Source organism: Photobacterium lutimaris (assembly GCF_003025555.1).
GTDB classification, from domain to species: Bacteria; Pseudomonadota; Gammaproteobacteria; order Enterobacterales; family Vibrionaceae; genus Photobacterium; species Photobacterium lutimaris.
Genome location: NZ_PYMH01000024.1, coordinates 1 through 20,553, shown reverse-complemented (window position 1 = coordinate 20,553; position 20,553 = coordinate 1). Strand labels below are relative to the sequence as shown.

Annotated in this window: 13 protein-coding genes and 2 tRNA genes; 9 read left to right on the top strand and 6 right to left on the bottom strand. The window is 50.2% G+C overall.

Annotated elements, in window-relative coordinates:
- Nucleotides 1-182: 182 nt before the first annotated feature.
- Both C9I99_RS26080 and C9I99_RS26075 read left to right on the top strand, forming a co-directional pair.
- Nucleotides 183-2,948: an insulinase family protein gene (locus tag C9I99_RS26080; RefSeq protein WP_107351759.1), complete on the top strand. Its 2,766-nt coding sequence runs from the start codon at nucleotides 183-185 to the stop codon at nucleotides 2,946-2,948.
- Between the two features lie 260 nt (nucleotides 2,949-3,208).
- Nucleotides 3,209-3,496, top strand: a complete 288-nt coding sequence (locus tag C9I99_RS26075; protein ID WP_107351758.1) for a hypothetical protein — start codon at nucleotides 3,209-3,211, stop codon at nucleotides 3,494-3,496.
- A gap of 80 nt (nucleotides 3,497-3,576) precedes the next feature.
- On the opposite strand, the gene fadJ is transcribed toward C9I99_RS26075, so the two are convergent.
- Together fadJ and fadI are read right to left on the bottom strand one after the other, a co-directional pair.
- Nucleotides 3,577-5,691 (bottom strand): fatty acid oxidation complex subunit alpha FadJ, encoded by a 2,115-nt coding sequence (fadJ, locus tag C9I99_RS26070; protein WP_107351757.1) that lies wholly within the window; start codon nucleotides 5,689-5,691, stop codon nucleotides 3,577-3,579.
- Nucleotides 5,691-7,001, bottom strand: a complete 1,311-nt coding sequence (fadI, locus tag C9I99_RS26065; protein WP_107351756.1) for an acetyl-CoA C-acyltransferase FadI — start codon at nucleotides 6,999-7,001, stop codon at nucleotides 5,691-5,693. The genes fadJ and fadI overlap by 1 nt, the downstream gene beginning before the upstream one ends.
- Before the next feature lie 607 nt (nucleotides 7,002-7,608).
- Here fadI and C9I99_RS26060 point away from each other — a divergent pair.
- From C9I99_RS26060 to C9I99_RS26040, 5 genes are all read left to right on the top strand, one after another.
- Nucleotides 7,609-8,175 (top strand): sigma-70 family RNA polymerase sigma factor, encoded by a 567-nt coding sequence (locus C9I99_RS26060; protein ID WP_107351755.1) that lies wholly within the window; start codon nucleotides 7,609-7,611, stop codon nucleotides 8,173-8,175.
- On the top strand, nucleotides 8,168-8,881 hold the full coding sequence (locus C9I99_RS26055; RefSeq protein ID WP_107351754.1) for a DUF3379 domain-containing protein: 714 nt from the start codon (nucleotides 8,168-8,170) through the stop codon (nucleotides 8,879-8,881). The genes C9I99_RS26060 and C9I99_RS26055 overlap by 8 nt, the downstream gene beginning before the upstream one ends.
- A 306-nt stretch (nucleotides 8,882-9,187) precedes the next feature.
- Nucleotides 9,188-10,423 (top strand): outer membrane protein transport protein, encoded by a 1,236-nt coding sequence (locus tag C9I99_RS26050; RefSeq protein WP_107351753.1) that lies wholly within the window; start codon nucleotides 9,188-9,190, stop codon nucleotides 10,421-10,423.
- Nucleotides 10,424-10,777: 354 nt separating this feature from the next.
- Nucleotides 10,778-12,097, top strand: a complete 1,320-nt coding sequence (locus tag C9I99_RS26045; protein WP_107351752.1) for an outer membrane protein transport protein — start codon at nucleotides 10,778-10,780, stop codon at nucleotides 12,095-12,097.
- Between the two features lie 249 nt (nucleotides 12,098-12,346).
- On the top strand, nucleotides 12,347-12,994 hold the full coding sequence (locus C9I99_RS26040) for a trimeric intracellular cation channel family protein (protein WP_107351751.1): 648 nt from the start codon (nucleotides 12,347-12,349) through the stop codon (nucleotides 12,992-12,994).
- 123 nt (nucleotides 12,995-13,117) lie between these two features.
- On the opposite strand, the gene aroC is transcribed toward C9I99_RS26040, so the two are convergent.
- From aroC to C9I99_RS26020, 4 genes are all read right to left on the bottom strand, one after another.
- Nucleotides 13,118-14,203, bottom strand: a complete 1,086-nt coding sequence (gene aroC / locus C9I99_RS26035; RefSeq protein WP_107351750.1) for a chorismate synthase — start codon at nucleotides 14,201-14,203, stop codon at nucleotides 13,118-13,120.
- A gap of 190 nt (nucleotides 14,204-14,393) precedes the next feature.
- Complete coding sequence (gene rluF, locus C9I99_RS26030; RefSeq protein WP_107351749.1) at nucleotides 14,394-15,581, bottom strand: 23S rRNA pseudouridine(2604) synthase RluF; 1,188 nt, start codon at nucleotides 15,579-15,581, stop codon at nucleotides 14,394-14,396.
- Nucleotides 15,582-15,775: 194 nt separating this feature from the next.
- Nucleotides 15,776-18,907, bottom strand: a complete 3,132-nt coding sequence (locus tag C9I99_RS26025; RefSeq protein WP_107351748.1) for a multidrug efflux RND transporter permease subunit — start codon at nucleotides 18,905-18,907, stop codon at nucleotides 15,776-15,778.
- Nucleotides 18,907-20,010, bottom strand: a complete 1,104-nt coding sequence (locus C9I99_RS26020) for an efflux RND transporter periplasmic adaptor subunit (protein ID WP_107351747.1) — start codon at nucleotides 20,008-20,010, stop codon at nucleotides 18,907-18,909. The genes C9I99_RS26025 and C9I99_RS26020 overlap by 1 nt, the downstream gene beginning before the upstream one ends.
- A 236-nt stretch (nucleotides 20,011-20,246) precedes the next feature.
- Here C9I99_RS26020 and C9I99_RS26015 point away from each other — a divergent pair.
- A tRNA-Tyr gene (locus tag C9I99_RS26015) sits at nucleotides 20,247-20,331 on the top strand.
- A gap of 87 nt (nucleotides 20,332-20,418) precedes the next feature.
- A tRNA-Tyr gene (locus C9I99_RS26010) sits at nucleotides 20,419-20,503 on the top strand.
- Nucleotides 20,504-20,553: the final 50 nt, after the last annotated feature.

The following is a 20,553-nucleotide window of genomic DNA, read 5'->3' as shown; positions in this document are numbered from 1 at the left end:
GCTAGCAAGTAACGCATAGGGAAAACAGCGATCCCGCTCACCCTGTTAGCGTTCCGTGACCGACCTAGAAAATCAGTCTGCTAACCTTTTGTTTATTGGCAAATAAAGGTGGGTTAAATTTGCCACCCTTTATAATGAGCGTCATAATTAGTCTACTTTCCTTTGAAAAATAGGCTTTTCCTGTGCATACAAGTCCTAATGACCTGAAGCAGTACCGCTACCTCAACCTCCCCAACGGATTGAGAGTATTGCTGGTCCATGATGCTGACGCCCCACGCTCAGCGGCGGCATTGTCGGTAAAGGTCGGCCACTTTGACGACCCGCTAGATCGTCAGGGGATGGCGCATTTCCTTGAACACATGTTGTTTCTCGGCACCGAAAAATATCCACGCGTGGGCGAGTTCCAAACGTTCATCAACCAAAGCGGTGGCAGCAACAACGCTTGGACAGGCACCGAAAACACCACCTATTTCTTCGAAGTAAGCCCACACACATTCAGCGAGGGGCTTGACCGCTTCGGCCAATTTTTTACGGCCCCACTGTTCAATGAAGAAGCCGTCGACAAAGAACGCAATGCCGTTGACTCAGAGTACAAGCTCAAGCTCAAAGACGATGTACGCCGCCTATATCAGGTCCACAAGGAAACCATCAACCCCGAGCACCCGTTCGCCAAGTTCTCGGTCGGCGATTTGACCACCTTGGCAGACCGCAACGACAAACCGGTCCGCAACGAACTCATTGACTTCTACCAAACCCATTACTGTGCCAGTCTGATGGGGCTAGTATTGCTGGGGCCGCAATCACTGGAAGAGCTGGATGCCTATGCCCAAACCTTCTTCCGTGACATCCCCAACACCGGCATTGCCAAAGCTGACATCGCCGTGCCTTTGGTCTCTGATAACGAGAAAGCCAAGTTCATCACTATCGACCCGATCAAGGAAGTACGCAAGCTCACCCTGTCGTTTACCCTTCCACCAGTCGACCAGTACTACCGTGAAAAACCGCTTTCCTACATCGCCCACCTACTGGGTAATGAAGGCAGCGGTAGCCTGATGTCATTATTAAAATCACGGGGATTTATTAATACACTCGCCGCCGGCGGCGGTGTCAGTGGCAGTAATTTCCGTGAGTTCACTATCAGCCTCAACCTCACGCCCAAAGGGCTCGATAACGTTGACGAGATAGTCAAAACGGTTTTCCAGTACATTGAGCTCATCCGCCAGCAAGGGCTTGATGAATGGCGTTTTGCCGAGAAAAAAACTGTGTTGGATATGGCATTCCGCTACCAGGAAAAAAACCGCCCGCTCGACACGGTAAGCTATTTGGTCATGAACCTGCTGCATTATTCACCAGACGATATTATCTATGGCGACTATATGATGGCGACCTATGACGAAGCGTTGATTGCGTCCTTCCTCGACCAACTTACGCCGCAAAACATGCGTCTGGTTCTGGTTGCCCAGGATCAGGACAATGACAAAGTTGCCCAGTGGTACCATACCCCATACAGCGTAAAGCCGTTCACCGACGAGCAGGTGGCCAACTGGCTAGCACCGGGCAGTGACCCGAAATTACAGCTACCAGAGCAAAATCCATACCTGTGCGAAAAACCGGATCCGCATCCGCTCGCCGATAACGCCGCTGAGCCGCCCCAACTGCTTCAGGAGCTACCGGGATTTCGCCTATGGTATAAGCAGGAGCATGAGTTCAGAGTCCCGAAAGGCATCGTTTACGTGGCCATCGATAGCCCGCATGCGGTCAATTCACCGCGTAATATCGTCAAGACGCGGTTATGTGTCGAAATTCTGCTCGATGCCATCAATGAGTCGGCCTACCCGGCAGAAATTGCCGGCATGTCCTACAACCTCTATGCCCATCAGGGCGGGGTGACCCTGCAGCTATCTGGTTTCAGTGAGAAACAGCCACTGCTGCTTAAACTGCTGCTGGACCGTTTTGCCAACCGTGACTTCGATCCCGACCGGTTCAGAAATATCAAAGCCCAGATGCTGCGCAACTGGCGTAATGCTGCGCAGGATAAGCCGATTTCACAGCTGTTCAATGCCCTGACCGGTGTATTGCAGCCCAATAACCCACCTTACCCGGTTTTACTCGAAGCCCTAGAAAGTATCGAGGTCGACGAACTGCCGGCCTTTGTCGAGGCGATGTTTGCCGAACTTCACATCGATACTTTTGTCTATGGTAACTGGCTCAAAGAGGATGCCCTTGCTCTGGCCGAAACCCTCAAGGATGCCTTTAGGGTCACCGATCAGCTCTACGGTGAATCCCAGAGACCGTTGGTCAGACTGGGCAATTCCGGTACCCTTAGCCATGAAGTCAGCTGTGACCACGCTGACTCAGCGTTGCTGATGTATTACCAATCGCGTGAAACAACGCCAAGAAAGATTGCAATCTACACCTTGGCCAACCACCTGATGTCGACGACGTTTTTCCATGAACTACGTACCCGCCAGCAGCTGGGCTATATGGTAGGTACCGCCAATTTGCCGCTTAACCGCCATCCGGGGCTGATCTTATATATTCAGTCTCCGGTCGCTGCGCCGACCCAATTGCTGGAGGCCATTGATGAGTTCACCAATGCCTTTTCCCTGGTCCTGCTCGAGCTCAACGAAGCCCAATGGCAAGCGAGTAAGCAAGGGTTAATTGCACAAATATCAGAGCCGGATACCAACCTGCGTTCCCGTGCCCAACGATTCTGGGTCAGTATCGGTAACAAGGATAACGAGTTTAACCAGCGGCAAAAGGTGATCGAAGCCTTGGCCGACATCAGCCGTGCGGACATGGTGAAGTTTATTGTCGATGTGGTGAAACCTCGTACCTCGAATCGAATCGTTATGCACAGCCAGGGGCAGGCACACAGCAATTTAGAACCGTTGGATATTGGTAGCCCTATTGGTTCAATTGATGAATTTCAGCAAGGTGCTTACTGAGCCTCAAGCTTGCCCTACATAAAAACTCAACAACCCAGCCTGACTGGGTTTTGTTTTATTACAGCCAGTTGAAGCGCGAAATTTTGCATTTTTTATGTTTTTTCATATTTTTCACCATACGGTGGATGCTCAGCAATATTTTCTCAAAATTATTCAGTGGCTGTTGGTGATAAAAAATTGAATCATCCGACTCTTCGGTCGTCTTATAGACATATATAAGCTATCAACTTAATAGAATTAAGTAATGGAGTCGCACTACCATGAGCCAGCACTGCCCACATTGCCAACAGTCAATTTCGAGTCCTTTGTTGAGTAACTATGAAGACTTTTTTGCCTGTCCGCATTGCCACTGTGCTTTAGCTCACCATGAGGCAGATATCATGCTTTATGCACTGGCTTTTATCATCATCATGACAACTCCGCTTGTCATATTCGGAGTCAATATCCTTATCGCCATGGCGACGACCATGCTGGCCTACCACTTCTTGCGCCCAAAATTTTTCGAGCCACGCTTCCGCTTGCGCATCGTAAAATTCTTTCCGATATAAGCGTCCTAACAATGAAAAAGCCAGCAGCAAATGCAACTGGCTTTGAATAACGATTGTATGTGTCTAAAGACTCGCGGGCTTTAAGCTGGGTAGTAGCACTGCCCCGTGTCAGCCATATCAACCAATGCCTGACACGGCTTGAAACGCTCGCCATATTTATCCGCATGATCGGTCAATAGTTCGACGACCTGTTTAATACCAAGCTGATCCATATAGCGGAACGGCCCACCCAAGAATGGCGGAAAGCCAATACCGAAAATCGCCCCGATATCGCCATCACGCGCTGAACGAACAACACCTTCATCCAAGCAGCGTGCCGCTTCGTTTAGCATCATCAAAGTACAGCGCATGGCAATTGCCTCAGCATCTGTTTTCTTCTCGGGATTAAGCCCCAGCAACTTGTAGACGCTCTTATCGACCGCCTTCTTCTTGCTGTCATACAAGTAGAAACCTTTACCTGTCTTGCGACCCTTACGCCCATCACTGAGCAGTTTGTCGAACACATCCGGTCCTTGAAAGCGATCGCCCAGTTCACCGACCAATACCGGCATGATCTTCGCGCCGATATCGACCCCCACTTCATCCAACAGGGTGATAGGGCCAACCGGGAAACCAAAATCAAGCAGTGCGGTGTCTAAGTGCTCAATCGGCTCGCCAGCCAACAGTACCTGAGCCGCTTCATTCATATAAGGAGCCAAGATCCGGTTAACATAGAAGCCTGCTTTGTCACCAACGACAATCGGTGTCTTGCCCTGCTTCTTCGCCAATGCGACCACCGTCGCCACGGTTTCTTCTGACGTCCCGTCATGCGGGATGACTTCGACCAACGGCATTTTTTCTACCGGGCTGAAGTAATGCAGGCCGACCACGTTTTCAGGACGTTCCGCCGCCTCGGCGATCTGGTGGATCGGAAGCGATGAAGTATTGGTCGCAAAAATCGTCTCGGTCTTGGTGTTGGCTTCGATTTCCTTGACCATCTGGTGTTTGAGGCCAAGATCCTCAAACACCGCCTCAATAATCACATCCATACGATCAAACGCCGTGTAGTCAATCCCACCCGCGATGCTTTGCATCTGCTTTTGCAGCTCAGCCTTGCTGATGATCCGGCGCTTGCGCTTTTTATCCAGCAACTTGTAGTTATACGACAAGGCATTGAGGATACCGTCGTTGCTGATGTCTTTGATCCGTACCGGGTAGCCCGCCTTAGAGGCCGTGACATGGCTGATCCCGCCCCCCATCAATCCACCGCCAAGTACCCCGACATGCCCAATCGAACGCGGCTTGGCCTCCGAGCCTGACTCTTTCTTCATCGCCGTGGTGGCAAAGAAAATGCTGCGCAATGCGGCTGACTCCGATGTCATCACCAACTCGCCGAACAATTTTGCCTCACGGACCAAGCCTTTGGTCATGCCGTTTTGCAGACCATATTTGATGACATCCAAAATGGCATCAGCCGCCGGGTAATTACCGCGGGTTTTGTCGTGAGTTTTCTTGGTTGCTTGCTCGAACACCAAAGAGCGTCCGAGCGCATTACCGCCCATCGCACGGTCTTGCAGCGACAGGTGGCGCTTGGGCTTGGGCTTAAGGGCTTGTTTCTCGGCGATGTCCAGCAAGATACTCTGCGGTACCGCCTCATCAACCACGCCCAGTTTCTTGGCTTTTTTGGCACGTAGCTGCTTGCCGGTGAGGATCATATCCAGGGCACCCGCAACGCCAATCAAGCGAGGCAAACGCTGAGTTCCCCCCGAGCCCGGCAGTAATCCAAGTTGGACTTCAGGCAAACCAAGGCGGGTCTTGTCATCGTCCGAGCACACACGGCTATGACACGCTAGTGCAAGCTCTAATCCGCCCCCCAAGCACGGGCCATGAATCGCTGCCACGGTATGGAAAGGTAGGCTCTCGAGTTCGCCAAACAATTTTTGCCCCTGCGCAGCTAACGATGCCGCCTCTTCGGCAGTGGTGCAAGCCGCTAGCATACGGATATCCGCACCGGCGACAAAGTTATCGGGTTTGCCCGAATATACCACCATCCCCTTGAGATCTTTTTTGCTTTTCAGCTCTTCCAGTACCTTGCTGACTTGCTCACCAAACTGTGCTTGCAGGGTGTTCATTTTCTCATTGGGCACATCAATTTTGAGCCAAGCAATGCCATTGTCGGCATAAGACAAAGTGAATGCAGATTGTTGTTCAGTCATTATTCGGCCTCCAAAATCATTGCGGCACCAAGGCCACCAGCAGCACAGGCAGTATTCAAAGCTAAACCGCCGCCACGGCGCTGAAGCTCCCTCAAGGTCTGGGTGATCATCCGCGCACCGGTTGCGGCAAACGGGTGACCATAGGCGATCGAACCACCGAGGACATTGAATTTATCCATATCGATTTCCCCAATAGCTTCGCTGCGGCCCAATTTCTCTTTGGCAAAGTGTGCCGAACCGAACATTTTGACGTTGGCCAGTGCCTGGGCGGCAAAGGCTTCGTGCATATCAATCAGGGTAAGATCACGCAAGGTTACGCCAGCGCGATCCAGTGCCATCGGGGTGGCATAGGATGGCCCCATCAACATGTCTTGCTCAACACCAATCGCCGAAAATGCGTAAGAGCGGATATAACCCAGCGGCTTGAGGCCAAGCTCCTTTGCCCTGCCTTCACGCATCAATAACAACGCTGCTGCACCATCGGTCAGCGGCGTTGCATTGGCGGCGGTTACCGTACCGAATTTACGGTCAAAAGCCGGACGCAATTTGGCATACGACTCAAGGCTGGAGTCTTCACGAATATTGTTGTCCTTATCGATCCACTGTCGGTAGGGTTCAGGGAAAGCGGTGATCACTTCGTCCTGGATCAAACCGTCACGCCAAGCCTGCGCGGCAAGGGTGTGCGATCGGTGCGCCAAAGCATCTTGCTCTTGGCGGGTAATGCCATGGCTTTTGGCCATCTGCTCGGCGGTTTGCCCCATACTCAACCCCGTTGAGTATTCAGCCACAGCAGGTGGTACCGGCATCAAATCTTTAACGCTGAGCTTGCTGAGCAGTTTTAAACGCTTGCTCATGGTTTTGGCTTTGCTCAGTGCCAATAATGTTGCAGCTAAATGTTTAGACACGCCAATCGGCAGCACCGACGATGAGTCGGCACCACCGGCAATACCGATATCGATGGTGCCCGACAAGATACTTTCTGCCACATTGGCTGCAGCTTGGAAGCTGGTCGCACAGGCTCGGGTCACACTGTAGGCATCTGTACCAATGTCCATGCCGGTGCCCAGCACGATTTCGCGGGCAATATTCGGCGCTTCCGGCATTTGAATCACCTGGCCAAATACCACCTGTTCAATCAGCTTGGGATCAATATCCACCTGCTGAAGCATTTCGCTGACAACCATTTTCCCCATGTCCAATGCCGGTACACCGTCAAACGCGGTCGACTGGCGAGCAAAGGGGGTACGTAATCCACTTACAACGGCGATGCGCTCACCTTGGGAGGTGGTGAGCTTTTGGAGACGTGTCATCGCTACTCCTTATCAATATGTCGGGTACGGGGAAACTAGCCCCAGAATCTACTTTAGAGGTCTGACCACAACAATTGTAATGCAGTTGTTATCAGAATCAAACAAATGTTTAAAAAGTGAGATCTCTATGGCACCTGATGCATTATAGGTATATCGTGACCATGAATATGGGCGCAGAATAGAAAAAGTTAACGACAAGTGAAAAACTTAGCGACAAAGAGAAGTCGGTGGGATTGATTTTGCTAAGATAAAAAAAAACCATACCTAAGCGGTATGGTTGTAATTCACACGGAAAGCAATCCATGTAAGATATAAGTCAATTAACATAAAGCCAATTGCAAATCAGGCAAGCCTGATAGGAGAAAGTAAAGTCAGCCTTCAAAAGGAAGTTGTCATCTTGCTCAACAGATATCGACCCCTGTTAACGTACAAAATCCACTGTACGAGTCACACAGCTCAATATCAGATGACGTGACTACTATAGCTTTCTCACCAAGACACAATTTGAACCAGATCAATTTTAATGCGGATTATTGGATGAATCAGCGGATCATTGCAGAAATACCCCCTTTTTAACGGCAACTTTCCGCAAAAATGGACACTTTGTATGATTAAGTCATTTTTTCGAAAGAAAAAGCCTGATGCCTCGGTCTCTGTGGATATGAATAAGCAAAGACGATACGAAGCCCTTGTAAGGGCCTGGCATCGGGATCTCTACCGCTACGCCTACTGGTTATGCCATGACCCCCATATTGCGGAGGACTTGGTTCAGGAAACCTGTTTGCGAGCATGGCGCTCCCTCGATAGCCTCCAAGATGATAACGCCGCCAAATCATGGTTGATTACCATCCTGCGCCGGGAGAATGCCCGACGCTTCGAACGCAAGCAGCTCGATTTGGTTGATATCGATGACTATGCCATTGCTGACACCCAGCAAAATGGCAGTGAAAGTGATTTGGAGCAACAAATGCTACGCAAGCAGATAATGAAACTGGCTCCGGAATACAGGGAACCATTAGTATTGCAGGTGATGGCGGGCTTTAGCGGGGATGAAATTGCCGATATCCTTGATCTGAACCGCAATACCGTGATGACGCGCTTGTTCCGCGCCAGAAACCAACTCAAAGAGCAGCTAGAAAAACACACCGAGCGAAGGGGGCAGCAAAATGGATGATCTAGAATTCCGACGCCGACTTTTGGCGGACCCATTTGATAACAGTCCAGATTTAGCTGAAGCGCGCAACGTATCAATCGCCAACCGAAAGCTTTCCGACGAGCTACAACAGCTCGATAATAAACTGGAACTGGCGATGAAGGTTGATGTACCGGACGATCTCGCCGATCGTATCCTGTTCCACCAATCAGGCCAACCACGCTCGAAAAGCATCAAGCCTCGCACCTTGGTCGCCTTAGCCGCTTCCGTCGCGTTTGCCTTTGGCCTGTTTATCGGTCAGTACAATCAAGGGCTCAGTACCAGCAATCCACAACTGGAAATTGCCCAGATCGCGATGGAGCATGTTCGGGCAGAAGCCCCCTTTATCGACGGTATTGATGAGTCAGTCACCCTCAGCCAGGTTAATGCCAAGTTAACCCCCTTTGGTTCAAACTTTAACGCCATCCCCGGCCATGTCTACTATGTAAACCACTGTGGATTTGGCGATCAGAATGCATTGCACATGGTGATGGATACCGCCCAAGGCAAGGTCACGGTCTTTATCGTGCCCGAGCAATCGCCGGACATGACGCAGTTCGACGATCAATCCATGCAAGGCGTTATTATGCCAGTAAGAAACGCCAGCCTAATCGTGGTAGGTGGCAAAGGTCAGGACATTTCCCCGGTGGCTAACAGTCTTCGCAACGAGTTAAATTGGGAAATCTAACATTACCTTACACTTAACAAGTCAAAGCCATAAAAGCATAAATTAACTGGATGCTTTTATGGCTTTTTATTTGTCACTAGCATACCAATTGAAAAATGTTAGCTTCGTTGCATATTTTAACTTTTTTGCTCTCCTCTCCTACCCATTTTACCTTACACTCGTTAGCTGATTGTTAACCCCGCACTAACAATCAACAGGTTGCTAACTGGTCTGCTTTGATCAAATGGCAACCAACCATACAATCTTGCGCAATCTGCACAAAGAGGCAGATAAAAAAATGCTATATAATTAGGAATAACTATAAATATGAACAAGAAGCGTCTGTTTACAAAGTCACTGGTTGCGGTTGCAATCACGATGGCCTCTCAACAAGCAATGGCGGCTGGCTTCCAGCTAAACGCACAATCAGCAACAGGCCTTGGCCGTGCATTCGCCGGTGATGCGGTAATCGCTGATAATGCATCTGTAATGTCTCGCAATGCTGCGGCTATGTCGCTATTTGATGCGCCTGCTATTTCTTTGGGTATCAATGCCGTTGACACGGATATCGAAGTTAAAAATATCACTTATGCTGGCGCAACGACTAGCGGCCAGCCAACAGATCTACCTTCTCAGTCTATCGGTGATGTGTCACCGGTTCCTAACATCTACTACATCCACCCGATCAATGACCAGTGGACGCTAGGTGGCGGTATCTATTCGAACTTCGGTACCAAAACGGAATTCAGTGATGACTTCGCCGCTAACGAGTACGGCGGCCTGACTGATGTGAAAAGTGTCAACTTCGCGCTAGCGGCGTCTTACCGCATCAACGAGCAATGGAGTGTCGGTGGTGGCCTGGACATCATCTACGGTTCAGGTGAACTTAAGCGCTCTAGTGTCGTATCTCCAGCTCCTGGTGGTGCACTTGTTGATGTTGATGCCGACGGTGTTGGCTTTGGCTTTAATCTAGGTACCGTTTACGAGCTGAACGAGAACCACCGCTTCGGCCTGTCTTACCGTTACAGCCCAGAGCTAGAAGTTGATGGCGATATGTTCTATCTGCCAGCTGGTGGAGATATCAGCAACCAAGATCTTAATATCGCCTTACCAGACATGGCTGAATTTTCTGGTTACCACCGTTTGAACCAGCAATTTGCGGTTCACTATAGTGTACAGTGGATCGGTTGGAGCGCATTCGAAGACCTGAACACTTCTGGCGGTGAAGTATTAAACACTTACGAGTGGAAAGATGGCTGGCACTACGCGATCGGTGGTACTTACTACCTAAACAATGACTGGACACTACGTGCCGGTTACATGCACGACACCAGTGCTCAAGACAAGCGCACATCAATTTCTGTACCTGACTCAGACCGTAACTGGTTCTCGGGCGGTTTCACTTACCACCTAGACAGCAAGTCTAACATCGATGTAGGTGTGACTTACCTAGTCGGTGAAGATGTTAATGTGGTAGAGAACAGCTCAGGATTTAGCCAGATTACAGCAACGACACGCGCAAACGCGTGGCTATACGGTGTTCAGTACAGCCGTTCGTTCTAATTCAGCGAACATTCGTGTAACAGCATAATAAAAGGAGCCCAATGGCTCCTTTTTTGTGCCTTCTATAAGTCCCTGTTCTACTTATTTATAGACCAAACTCTTCATCTAATCTCCTCCGGCTCTCTTAATTGAGCGCACACTACGTCGCTGAAACAGGCCTATTTAGATACATCTGTACGCTGAAAACTCATCCGACCAGAATATATTGAGCAATCAATACCAGATTAATCACTGTTTTTGCTTTCACAACCAGCATTTTCAACCTATTGATTCATTCAGCATAAGAATAACTTAACGCTTTTACTCTAAGGCGTATGATTCGCTCCATTGAATTTCAGCGAACATATTAGACTGATGAACAAGAATAAAATTACTCTTTCGCTAACAGCAGCGATAACACTAGGCATTAGCACCAACGCTATAGCAGCAGGCTTCCAGCTTGCTGAATATTCTGCAACCGGTCTTGGCCGCGCATTTGCCGGTGAAGCCGCAATAGCAGACAACGCCAGTGCCCAGTTCCGCAACCCAGCGATGATGACTTACCTTGAAGGTACTCAGGTTTCTGTTGGTGCGATTTACGTTGATCCAAACATCGACGTTAATGGCGATGTCAGCCTACTTGGTCAAAAAGTGGCGACAACTAAAGCCAGTGATATTGCACACTCTGCGGTGATCCCGAACTTTTACATTTCACACCGCATCAATGAGCAATGGGCGGTTGGTCTTGCGCTAGCAACCAACTACGGCATGGAAACTGAACTTGGCGGCGATTTCTTGGGAACTATTTTTGGTAACCAAGCCAATATTATGTCAGTTGAAATCAACCCGAACGTTGCCTACAAGATTAACGACCAATTCAGTATTGGTGCGGGTGTTCGCTATGTCATGGGCGAAGGTCACTTTGGTGCTTCAATTCCCAACAATCTGCCACAAACAGGCATTGATGACATTGATAACCTTATTGGCGCAGCCCAAGGCGAAGATCTTAAATACATGGAAGGTGATGATGCAGCATGGGGCTGGCAGCTTGGCGCGGCTTGGCAGATCAACGATGCTAACCGCATTGGTGTAAACTACCGCTCTGCTGTTGACCTAACGCTGAAAGGCGAAGCATCTGGTGCCTACTATGACATCGCCACTGGCTCAGCTTTCGGTAGCAAGTACGCCGGTAGCATGGCGCTAACTCTGCCTGCAACAGCAGAAATTGCCAGCTTCCACCAGCTGACCGATAAGCTTGCGATGCACGCCAGTTTCAACTGGACAGACTGGAGCAGTTTCGACAAGCTTGAAGCCAACATCCCATCTTACAAACCAACACCGGATCTGATCAAAGAAGAGAACTGGGAAGATAACTACCGTATCGCCCTAGGTGCAACCTACCAGTACACCAACAAGCTCGCTGTACGTACCGGTGTGGCTTATGACACATCAGCTGTGAGCAGTGAGCACCGTACCCAGACCATCCCTGAAACCGACCGTCTATGGCTGAGCCTAGGTGCAGGTTACCAGTGGTCTAATGCACTGAGCTTCGATGCGGGCTTCACTTATATCTTTGCCAAAGATGCATCTATGAATGAAAGCCTAGATGTTGATGGAACCCCTATCGCCAGTTTCTCTGGCGAAACCACCGGCAATGTTTGGCTAGCAGGTATTCAGGCTAACTATCGCTTCTAAAAGCTATTGGCTATTGGCTATTGGCTATTGGCTAAGCAAGGTTATAGAGAGCGCTACACGCGCTCTCTTTTTTTGCTTCTGCTGTTGCTCTTCCTAGGAACTAGGATCGCCCCACCTCCTGCTCTACCCCGCCCTTTTATACATGAATTCAGTTCATGTATAGAAAAAATCATTTCATTCGACGCTAGTAAAAACAAGGCATAAAATCGCATTCACTTTCTGGCACTCTTATTTTCATCGATTATTCTCATGCTATTAACAACTCTCTACATCATCGGGATCACCGCAGAAGCCATGACAGGGGCATTAGCTGCTGGTAAACGTCATATGGATTGGTTTGGTGTCATGCTCGTTGCCAGTGCCACGGCTATCGGTGGCGGTACGGTGCGTGATGTATTACTGGGCCATTACCCACTAGGCTGGGTGGCTAACCCGCAGTATCTGGCGATCACTTGCCTTGCCGGGCTATTCACCACCATGGTTGCGCCACAGGTGGTTCGCTTCCATAAAGTGTTTGTGTTACTGGATTCGCTGGGCTTGATTGTCTTTAGTATTATCGGCTGCCGCGTGGCAATGGATATGGGTTTATCACCATTGATCTGTCTTGTTGCTGCTGTCGTCACCGGCGTATTTGGTGGCCTACTCCGAGATATGATCACCCGCCGACCACCACTGGTACTGCAAAAAGAGTTCTACGCATCAGTGGCTTTCATCGCAGGTGGCATGTACTACGGCTTGCTTTACTTGGGCGTAGAAGAAACGGTTGTCACTATCAGTACATTAGTGGTGGGCTTCGGTATTCGAGTTGCCGCAGTACAGTTTGGCTGGAGCTTACCTGTCTTTCGACTGGAAGAGATCGAACCGGTCGCAGAGAAGCTGGAAGCACCAAAAAGTTAGTTCAACGTAATACCAACCGACATAAATATTGGTATAAGAACGAACGGGACATAAAAAAAGCGAGGACATGTCCTCGCTTTTTTGCATCTGGATAAGCCTAGCGCTTATTGGCTCTAAGAGAGGTTAAATCTTTGGTGTCTCTGTCAGCACATCGGCATTCTGGCCACGGTGACGCAATAGGTGATCCATCAGGGTGATTGCCAGCATCGCCTCGGCAATCGGCACTGCACGAATACCGACACATGGGTCATGGCGACCTTTGGTGATCACCTCAGCAGTTTCACCTTGGCTTGTAATCGTCTCACCCGGTACGGTTATGCTTGAGGTTGGCTTCAGCGCAATGTGAGCCACGATATCTTGACCAGAAGAAATACCACCAAGAATGCCGCCAGCATGGTTAGACTTGAAGCCTTCAGGCGTCATGGCATCACGGTGCTCGCTGCCACGCTGCTCGACAACATCAAAGCCATCACCAATTTCCACTCCTTTTACAGCGTTGATGCTCATCAGTGAGTGGGCAATATCAGCATCAAGACGGTCAAATACTGGCTCGCCGAGGCCAACCGGCACATTGTTCGCAACAACTGTCAGCTTGGCACCGATGGAATCACCGTCTTTCTTCAGCTTACGGATCAGCTCGTCGAACGCATCGACTTTATCCGCATCCGGGCAGAAAAAGGCATTCTGCTCCACCTGATCCCAATCGACCTTGTCGATTTTGACATCGCCCATTTGCGATAGGTAAGCACGGACTTCAATACCATGAACCTGCTTGAGGTATTTCTTGGCAACGGCACCGGCAGCCACACGCATTGCAGTTTCACGCGCTGACGAGCGGCCACCACCACGGTAATCACGGATCCCGTATTTCTGGTGGTAGGTGTAATCGGCATGGCCTGGGCGGAACAGGTCTTTAATGTTCGAGTAGTCCTTTGAGCGCTGATCGGTGTTTTCAATCAGCAGGCCGATAGACGTACCTGTCGTCTGGCCTTCGAATACGCCAGAAAGGATTTTGACTTCATCGGGCTCACGGCGCTGAGTGGTATATTTAGAGGTACCCGGGCGACGACGGTCCAAGTCATGTTGCATATCCGCTTCAGTCAGCGCCAGCCCCGGAGGACAGCCGTCAATAATACAGCCCAGTGCCAAACCATGACTTTCACCAAAGGTGGTGACGCGAAATTGTTGTCCAATAGTATTGCCTGCCATTACTTCCTCTGTGAATTCGTTCCGCTTTACACCCCGCAGGGCGTGGCGTTTTCGTCAATGAGTACAATAGTGCAAATTCGTTGGCGGGATTGCAAGCGCCAATATGACAGAAATGACCCCTTCGCTGAAACACAAAAAAAGCGGACATTATGTGTCCGCTTTTTTGATATCGACTCAGGCGAGCAAAATCTTATTCACCCTTCGGCGATTTCCACTTCTGGATTTTGCTTGAACCACCATTACTATTGCGAGCGCGCGGGGCTTCGTCATCACGCTGGTTGCGGCGGTGGCCTGGCTGTACGCCACGGCCCGGACGCGGGCTTCTGCGCTCATCCTGACGGTCCTGACCACGGTTCTGGCCTTGGCCGCGACCTTGATCACCACGGCGGTCATCACGGCGGTCATCACGGCGGTCATCACGGCGGTCATCACGGCGGTCATCACGGCGGTCACCACGATCACCGTGTTCACCGCTTTGACGGCGACGGTTCGGCTCACCTTTACCTTGGTAAGTCTTGTATTTGATCTTACCTTCACCCTCTTGCTGGCGGCTATCAAACAGCTTGGCATCCGTCGCTTTCTTGATGTTCTTGCCTTCACCATCCACCTTGGACGCTTCTTCGGTCTTGCTCGAGTCGGCAATCAGGCTGTTGATTTCAGCGATTTCCGCATCAGTCAGGTAACGCCACTTTCCGTTTGGCAAACCATCAATGCTGATGTTCATAATACGCACACGGCGCAACTTGAATACATCGTAACCCAACGCTTCACACATACGGCGGATCTGACGGTTCAGGCCCTGCGTTAGTACAATGCGGAATGAGTAGTTAGTTTCCTTGGTGACCTTACACGGCAAGGTCACGGTATCGAGGATCTCGACACCAGAAGCCATTTTATCAATGAACTCTTGGGTAATGGGCTTATCGACACGCACCACATACTCTTTCTCATGCGAGTTACCCGCACGTAGAATTTTGTTCACGATATCGCCATCATTGGTCAGGAAGATCAAACCATCAGAAGGCTTATCCAAACGACCAATCGGGAAAATACGTTTTCTATGGCCGATGAAATCAACAATGTTATCTTTGATATGGCGCTCGGTGGTACAGGTGATACCTGCCGGCTTATTCAGCGCGATATAAATCGGGGCTTCCTTCGCGCGGAGCGGTTTGTCGTCAACCAGAACTTCATCGCCTGGCATCACTTTCACACCCATCTCGGGCTCCTGACCATTGATGGTCACCCTTCCCTGATCAATTAGCTTGTCCGCCTCCCGGCGTGAGCAATAGCCTGTATCACTGATAAATTTGTTAAGTCGCACTGCTTGGCTCTGTTCGCCATTTGCAGCACCCTTGTTAGGCTGATTTTGAGACATAGTTTTCTTCTATACTGTGCGTTTCACAACGCGATCAAGGGATAATTATGGCCGAGTATTCTAGCAATAGCCCAGCATCATGGGAAAGAAAACTTGCTTCCCCGGATTGATATCCAACTCACTTCAAGGCGCTTGGGCATATTACAGATAAAAAAATGCCACCGTTCGGTGGCACCTTTATCGTCGGACATCATTTAATCCGCTAGCGGCTCACCAGTCGGCCCCACTTTGACACTGTCCTCTTGAGCCAGTGCCTTGTCCAACTGCTCGGCCACATAGCCCGGTGACTTGGTATTGGCTGCCATCAGGCGATACATCGCCGGAATAACGATCAGGGTAACAAAGGTCGCAAATGCCATCCCGAAGAACACCACAACACCCACCGCAATACGCCCTTCTGAGCCAGCACCGGTCGATAGGATCAGCGGTACCGAACCAAACAAGGTGGTAAAAGCGGTCATCAGGATTGGGCGCAAGCGGCGCTCAGAGGCATCAATGATCGCTTTCTCGAACGGTACGCCTTTATCACGCAGCTGGTTGGCAAACTCGACAATCAAGATACCGTTCTTGGTCACCATACCAATCAGCATGATCATACCGATCTGGCTGAAGATATTGAGGCTCTGATCCATGATCATCAACCCGGCTAATCCACCGAAGATCCCCATCGGGACGGTTAGCATGACTACCATCGGGTTAATGAAGCTTTCAAACTGCGCGGCCAGCACCAGATAAGCAACTAACAGTGCCAAACCAAACACCATCAAGATGCTGCTCTGGTTCTCACGGAAATCTTTCGACTCACCGGCGTAATCAATCACGATATCGCTTGGTAACATCGACAAGGCTTGCTCATCCAAGAAATCCAACGCTTGGCCCAAGGTATAACCCGGAACCAAATTCGCTTTTAGGGTGATCGACTTCTGCTTCTGGTTATGGCTCAAGCGCTGTGCCGAAGCGACCTCTTCCACTTCCGCCAGTGACTCCAATGTAATCAATTGGCCAGTACGGGTTCGGACATAGATTTGACTCAAATCCGAGGCGTTATTAAAGCTGTTTTCATCACCGCGCAAATACACATCGTATTCTTCACCACGGTCAATAAACGTCGTTTCACTGCGGCCACCCAACATGATTTCCAGGGTCTCGGCAATATCATTAACCGGAATACCCAGTTCAGCTGCACGCTCGCGGTTAACCGATACCACCAATTCAGGTGTGGTTTCAGCGTAATCGAGATCGGCACCTTCCATCATCGGGTTATCTTCAGCAAGATCTTTTAGCTTACTGGCCCACTGGAACAACTCGCTGTAATCCGCACCGTTAAGCACGAACTGGATAGGCTCAGACGATCCACCACGGAAGCCCGGCATAAACGGCCACACACGTACATCCGGGATCCCGTTCAGCGATTTGCGCACCATGTCCAAGGCATCGGTTGCCGATACATCACGATCTTCCCAGTTCTCCAGCTGCATGATCACAAAACCAGTCTGGTCACCGGCACGACCGCCGAATGCCGGGGTCTGGATAGAAACCGATTTAATGACCCCTTGGCCAACCATCGGCAGCAGACGGGATTCCACCTCTTCGATGTTACCGACCATACGGTTGTAACTGGTCCCTTCAGCACCTTTCACAAAAGCAAAAATAACGCCACGGTCTTCCTGTGGGGCCAGCTGTGAAGGCACCGTTTTCATCAGTACAACGCTCAGAACGACGAAGGCCAATACGATAAATGGTGCACCATAGCGGTAACGCACCGACGCCGTCACGACCTTGCGGTAGCTGGCTTCCAAACGGCCAAACATACGGTCAACCCAAAGATTGAATTTGCTCGGCTTCACGTTGGCTTTCAGTAGCTTACTGCCCAGTACCGGGCTCAAGGTCAATGCAACAAGCGACGAGAAGATCACCGCCATTGCCAGCAAGACGGCAAATTCAGTAAATAATGGGCCAACCATGCCGTCCATAAAGGAAATCGGCAGGAACACCATGACCAATACAACCGTGGTTGCTACAACCGCAAAGCCTACCTCACGGGTCCCTTTATAAGCCGCCAGCAGTGGCGGCTCGCCGCGTTCAATATGGTGATAGATGTTTTCCACCACCACGATGGCGTCATCCACCACCAGGCCGATCGCGAGGATCAATGCCATCAAGGTCAGCAGGTTGATCGAGAAACCCAAGAAGTACGCCACCATAAAGGCAGAGATCAGCGATACCGGAACAGTCACCGCTGGGATCAGGGTCGCACGTGCTTGGCCGATAAAGATATAAAGCACCAACACCACTAGCAAGCCGGTAACAAACAGAGTGCTATAGACTTCCTGAATTGAGCGGTCGATAAAGATCGTCGAGTCATAGTCGACATACAGCTCCGTGCCTTCCGGCAAGAAGCGCTGCATTCGTTCCACTTCTTCGTATACCGCTTTGGATACATTGAGCGGGTTAGCATCGGTCATGGTGACCATGCCCAGGCTCAGGTTCGAAATACCGTTGTTTTTAAAGGTGGCATTTTCGTTCTGTGCACCAATCCCGACTTGAGCGACATCTTTGAGGTAAATCGGCGAGCCGTCTTCGGTTGTACGCACGACAAGATAATCGAAGTCCGACGCATCTTGGTACAAGCGCGCCGTCCGTACCGACATCGTGGTGGTGTCATTTCGTACTTCACCACCCGGCAACTCGACGTTTTCCAATTTCAGGGCATTAACGATGTCTTTAGTCGTTACACCACGACCCGCCATTTGATCTGGCATCAACTTGACGTACATAACACGGTACAGGGCACCACTGAGGTTTACCGAGCTGACCCCGTTGATCAAACTGAACCGGTCCATCAGAACACGCTCGGCATAATCAGTCAGCTGAGTACGATCCATCACACTTGAAGTCAGATTGATGTACACCGCAGGCTCACCCGAGCCGTTATCTTTCGATACCACAGGATCATTGGCTTCATCAGGCAGACGACGCTGGGCACGTGATACCGCATCCCGCACGTCACTGACCCCTTCGGTGAGGTTCCAGCCTAGCTCAAATTCAATGGTGATCCGCGACGAGCCATTACGGGTGGTCGAGGTGATACTCTCGATACCACTGATGCCCGAGAGCTGATCTTCAAGTACCGTGGTGATCCGGCTTTCCATAATCGTGGCAGATGCCCCAGAATAACTGGTTGAGACCGTTACCACTGGGTTTTCAACATCCGGCATTTCTCGTACCGACAGCTTGTTGAAGGACACCAAGCCAAACACCACCAACAGCAAGCTGAGAACGATAGCGACAACCGGACGCTTTACCGATACATCAGATAACCACATTAAGCATCATCTCCAGTTTGACCTTGCTGTTTCGCCGCGCCATTGACTTTCTGTGCCATGATGTCATTCACCTGCACACCGTCGCGCATGTTGACCAAGCCCTGGACCACAATACGATCACCGATACCGATCCCTGACTCGATAACCACTTCGTTTTCTACCCGAGCCCCAAGCTGAACTTCAGTACGGTGGGCTTTACCGGCTTCATCAACCAAATAAACAAAGCGCTTGGTACCGGAATACTCCAGTGCCTGCACCGGGATCACAGCAGCATCTTGCGGGACAAAACCAATATTGGCCGCCATCAACATACCCGGCTTGAGCAAGCCTTCTTGGTTATCGAACACCACACGCACACGGATATTGAGGGAGTCGGTCTGAACACGGGAGTCAATCGCTTTGATTTCACCGCTAAAGACCTTGCCTTGCCATGCCTGGCTGGTTGCCTTAACGGTCATCCCTGCACGCAGGAATGACAAATATTGCTCTGGTACCTGAATATCCAAACGCATAACTGACAAGTCATCTAGCGAGAACAGCTCGCTGCCGACGGTCAGCATATGGCCTTCGCTGAAATCAACCAAGCCAACCGTGCCGCTAAATGGGGCACGGATAGCGTGATCATCCAAGTCCGCTTTTGCCGCTTGCAGCCGTGCATCTGCAATACTGACGCTGGCCAACTGGGCATCCAGCTCGGTTTGGGTGATAGCACCACGGCTCACCAACTTCTGGTATTCGTTGTACTTTCGCTTTTCATCATTTAGATACGCTTGAGCTTCGGCGTAAGCGGCTTTCGGTTTGGCATCATCAAGCTGAACCAGCAGCTCACCTTTTTTGGCCTTGCTGTTTACCCCTATCGCAATGTGTTCGACACGGGCAGCTACTTGGGTAGCAACATTAACGGAGCGTTGCGCTTCCAGCTTACTGACCAATGACAGAGATTGTGCAACAGGGTGGGCGCTCACTTCACCAAGCGTCACAGGGATCTCTCGCGCTGAGCGCGCAGCAGGCTGTTCTGCTGCCATAGATTGGCTCTGGAAGTAAAAATATCCGCTACCTGTTAACGCGGCAGTCACCAGTGCCGCAACAAGGACCTTTTTCATTATGGAATCCATTATTTTTAAACTGCACGCATGATATCTGAACCAACCCTTAAGCGGGGTAAAGAAGTGTAAAGAAAAGCAATGTCCCATTTACCTAATCGGTAATTTTGTTGCGAAAAACGCCGATAACGCCATCACAATCAACAATATGATGAAAATAACAGCAAGCAGACAAAAATAGTGAGGAAAAGGGTTTACAGTTCATCTCGGTTTGCTAATATGCGCTCCGCACTTGTGGAGGGGTTCCCGAGTGGCCAAAGGGAGCAGACTGTAAATCTGCCGGCTCCGCCTTCGATGGTTCGAATCCATCTCCCTCCACCATTATTCTTGAAAGGTGTTCCTGACTTGTGTAAGGTACGTCTTTCCAAATTGGACAGTTTGGCTCGTTCAATTTAAGCAACACCCCGTGGAGGGGTTCCCGAGTGGCCAAAGGGATCAGACTGTAAATCTGACGGCTCTGCCTTCGATGGTTCGAATCCATCTCCCTCCACCATCATTTTGAAAATTGTTTAGCTCAATAGAGTGGCCGACAGTTTTCTGGCT